A 3,285-nucleotide genomic window follows, 5' to 3' on the forward strand; every position below is an offset into this window, starting at 1 on the left:
ACCCCAACCTCCAGCTGCTGGAGGAGGAGGGCCTGATCACCGCGGAGGAGGTCGGCGGCAAGCGGCTGGTCTCGCTCACCGAGGCGGGCCGGGCCGAGGCCGACGCCGGGCCGGCCGAGCCGTGGGCGGAGGCCGGCCGGGAGGTCGACTGGGAGGCCGTCCAGGAGGTCGGCCAGGCGCTCGCCGCCGTCGACCAGGCGATCCGCCAGGTCATGGCCACGGGCACCGAGGCGCAGCGCGCCAAGGGCCTGACGGTGCTGACCGAGGCCCGGAAGAAGCTGTACCTCATCCTCGCCGAGGATGACTGACCGACCGGGGGGATCGGGGCGGGCGGTGCTGCTGCCCGGGTGGCCCGAGTGGTCCGGGCGGTCGGGGGGAGGGCCTCACGGCCGGACCGTGAACAGGGCCACGCACACCAGCAGCAGCACCGTCCAGCCGAACCAGAGCCAGGCGTTCGGCTCGATGACCACGCTGTAGAGGCACACCGCCAGGAGCAGCACCCCGGTGACGCCGGCGACCTCCCGGTTGTGGTGCCGGACCGCCCGGGAGTGGTCCCGCGGGTGCCGTACCGTCCTCGCCATGCCGACCTCCGGGGGAGACTGCGGCCGACCTCCGGGGGGACCGCGGAGGGAGGGGGCGGCCGTCAGCCGGAGGCCGCCTCGTCGTACTCGTAGCGCCAGAACCAGCTCAGGCCCCGAACCTGCTTGCTCCGGACGTACACCAGTGTGCGCGCGGGAGTCCCGCCGTGCGCGGGGACCGGAACCTTGTACTTCTTGGGCACGCCGAGCATCGGCCCCAGCGGGATGGGGAGGATCTTCCCGTCCAGGGGGCCGCCGACGAATGCGGTGTCCGCGCTCTTCATCCCTCCAGGGTCTCACCTCCGCGGACGAGCCCGGGGCGCACCCGTGGGCCGCACCCGAGGCCGTCGCCGGGAGTGTGACCGGAGAGGCACCGCCCCCGGTCATCCGGAGGCCCTCCGCACCCTTATCCTTCCTGTTACGCCCTCGGGGTCCACCCGGGTCAGCGGGCCCGTACGGGCCGGGCGAGGCGCGAATCCGCGCGCCCTCCGGCCGATTTGGCGCGGACAGCGTGCTGCCGCGACTGCGTACCGTGACCCGGGCGTCGGCCGTCCGGTGACCCCGGGCCGCGGCCGGCAGGGCGCCGACGTCAGGGCCGAGCACCCCGGGAAGCAGACGGGGGCGCCGTGCGTTGCGTCGGAGTGGTACGTCGAACGCTGTGTCGCACCAGGCACGGCAGTTGCGCGGAAGGGGCCCGATGGAAGCCGGCAGCAGGTGGACGACCTGGTGGCAGAAGCGTGATCGTCAGCGGGCGGGGGGCCCGGACGGGCCGGCCGCCGACCTCGATCAGCTGCTCGGCGCGGTCCGCGCCGGATTCCCGCTCGCGCCCGCCGCCCACCCGGCCGGCTACCGGTGCTCCTGTGACCGGGTGGCCTGTCCGGCCCCGGCGCAGCACCCGGTCTCCTTCGCCTGGCAGACCCAGGCCACCACCGACCCCGAGCAGCTCTCCCGCTGGCTCTCCCGCGATCCGGAGGCGAACTTCATCACCGCCACCGGCCGGGTGCACGACGTGCTGGACGTCCCGGCGGAGGCCGGACGGCTGGCGCTGGAGCGGCTGACGGCGCTGGGCGTCGAGGGCCCCGTCGCCGCCGTCGGCGAGGACCGCTACCTCTTCTTCACCGCCACCCGCGGCACCCCGCAGGACGAGGACGAGTGGTGGCCGAGCGCGCTCGACTCCACCCCGGACACCATGTCCGAGCACCCCGGCCTGCGCTGGCACTGCCGCGGCTCGTACACCCTGCTGCCGCCGGCCGCGCTGCCGGACGGCTCCCACGTGCGGTGGCTGCGCGGGCCCGAGCAGCCGCTGCCGGACCCGCTGCGCGTCCTGGACGTGCTCACCGACGCCTGTACCGAGGTGGGCGCCGTCGCCGAGGAGCAGTGGCTGATCGGCTAGGGCGCCCACCGGGCCGGGTGGGTCACGGCAGGGTGAGGACCTCCGCGCCGGTCGGCGTGACCACCAGGGTGTGCTCGAACTGGGCGGTGCGCTTGCGGTCCTTGGTGACGACCGTCCAGCCGTCCGGCCAGATCTCGTAGTCGTAGGTGCCCAGGGTCAGCATCGGCTCGATGGTGAAGGTCATGCCCGGCTTGATCACCTCAGTGGCCCGCTCGCTGTCGTAGTGCGGGATGATCAGGCCGGAGTGGAACGACGTGTTGATGCCGTGTCCGGTGAAGTCCCGCACCACGCCGTAGCCGAAGCGCTTGGCGTAGGACTCGATGACCCGCCCGATGACGTTGATCTGACGACCCGGCTTGACCGCCTTGATCGCCCGGTCGAGGGATTCCCGGGTGCGCTCGACCAGCAGCCGGGACTCCTCGTCCACGTCGCCGACCAGGTAGGTGGCGTTGAGGTCGCCGTGCACCCCGTGGATGTAGGCGGTGGCGTCGATGTTGACGATGTCGCCGTCCTGGAGCACGGTCGAGTCCGGGATGCCGTGGCAGATCACCTCGTTGATCGAGGTGCAGACGGACTTGGGGAAGCCCCGGTAGCCGAGGTCGGACGGGTAGGCGCCGTGGTCGCACATGTAGGCGTGGGCGACGGCGTCCAGCGCGTCGGTGGTGACGCCGGGGGCGATCAGCTTGGCCGCCTCCGCCATCGCCCGGGCGGCGATACCGCTCGCGATCCGCATCTTCTCGATCGTCTCGGCGGTCTGCACCTCGGGCCCGGTGTACGGCGTCGGCGCGGGCTTGCCGACGTACTCGGGGCGCGCGATGTGCGCCGGGACCTTGCGGGTGGGGGACTGGATGCCGGGTACGAGAGCCATGCCGCGAGTCTAGTCGTCGGGCTCCGCGGCCCCGGGTGGTGTGCGGCCGGGCCCGGGGCGGGGAATGATCGGTACCGACCCATCCTTCTGGCCTTCTGAACGGGAGAGCGCCATGCCCCTCGGATTCAACCGCAAGCCGACCGGCAAACCCGGCGAGTGGTTCTACTGCATCAAGCACAACAAGGTCGAAGAGGGCCCGGAGTGCCCGGCGAAGGACCGCCTGGGCCCGTACGGCAGCCCGGAGGAGGCCGCCCAGGCGCTGCGGATCGCGGACGAGCGCAACCGCGAGTGGCGGAACGACCCGCGCTGGAGCGACCGGCCCAAGGACGAGGCCGAGTAACCACGGCGGGCCCCCGGCCCCCGGCCCCCGACACTCGGCCCCGGCCCGGTCAGGCGGTCGGCGCGGCCTCCCGTGCGGCGCGCTCGTGCTCGGCGCGCACGGCCGC

At 73.4% G+C, this 3,285-nt stretch carries 6 protein-coding genes; 3 read left to right on the forward strand and 3 right to left on the reverse strand.

The window, feature by feature from the left end:
• Positions 1-308, forward strand: a 308-nt coding sequence (locus tag AE652_RS38010; protein WP_049659890.1) for a PadR family transcriptional regulator, incomplete at its 5' end; no start/stop codon positions are given.
• 75 nt (positions 309-383) lie between these two features.
• Here AE652_RS38010 and AE652_RS38015 read toward each other — a convergent pair.
• Entirely contained in the window at positions 384-581 is a 198-nt protein-coding gene (locus tag AE652_RS38015; protein ID WP_049659892.1) for a hypothetical protein, read from the reverse strand.
• 62 nt (positions 582-643) lie between these two features.
• A complete protein-coding gene (locus AE652_RS38020) occupies positions 644-862 on the reverse strand; it encodes a hypothetical protein (protein ID WP_053112518.1) in 219 nt (72 codons plus the stop codon).
• 413 nt (positions 863-1,275) lie between these two features.
• Between AE652_RS38020 and AE652_RS38025 the strand changes: the two genes are divergently transcribed.
• On the forward strand, positions 1,276-1,971 hold the full coding sequence (locus tag AE652_RS38025; RefSeq protein ID WP_049659894.1) for a bifunctional DNA primase/polymerase: 696 nt from the start codon (positions 1,276-1,278) through the stop codon (positions 1,969-1,971).
• Between the two features lie 22 nt (positions 1,972-1,993).
• Here AE652_RS38025 and map read toward each other — a convergent pair whose 3' ends face one another.
• Positions 1,994-2,839, reverse strand: coding sequence for a type I methionyl aminopeptidase (gene map / locus AE652_RS38030; protein WP_049659897.1), 846 nt, complete (start codon positions 2,837-2,839; stop codon positions 1,994-1,996).
• Between the two features lie 112 nt (positions 2,840-2,951).
• Here map and AE652_RS38035 point away from each other — a divergent pair, with 112 nt between their 5' ends.
• Positions 2,952-3,179 carry a hypothetical protein gene (locus tag AE652_RS38035; RefSeq protein WP_049659898.1) on the forward strand — a complete coding sequence of 76 codons (228 nt, stop codon included), beginning with the start codon at positions 2,952-2,954 and terminating at the stop codon, positions 3,177-3,179.
• The last annotated feature ends 106 nt before the right edge of the window (positions 3,180-3,285 follow it).

Source organism: Kitasatospora sp. MY 5-36 (assembly GCF_001182915.1).
Classification (GTDB): domain Bacteria; phylum Actinomycetota; class Actinomycetes; order Streptomycetales; family Streptomycetaceae; genus Kitasatospora.

Excerpts from the sequence above, each read along its gene's own strand:
- AE652_RS38015 (WP_049659892.1), bottom strand. The coding sequence starts at position 581 with ATGGCGAGGACGGTACGGCACCCGCGGGACCACTCCCGGGCGGTCCGG.
- AE652_RS38020 (WP_053112518.1), bottom strand. The coding sequence starts at position 862 with ATGAAGAGCGCGGACACCGCATTCGTCGGCGGCCCCCTGGACGGGAAG.
- AE652_RS38025 (WP_049659894.1), top strand. The coding sequence starts at position 1,276 with ATGGAAGCCGGCAGCAGGTGGACGACCTGGTGGCAGAAGCGTGATCGT.
- map (WP_049659897.1), bottom strand. The coding sequence starts at position 2,839 with ATGGCTCTCGTACCCGGCATCCAGTCCCCCACCCGCAAGGTCCCGGCG.
- AE652_RS38035 (WP_049659898.1), top strand. The coding sequence starts at position 2,952 with ATGCCCCTCGGATTCAACCGCAAGCCGACCGGCAAACCCGGCGAGTGG.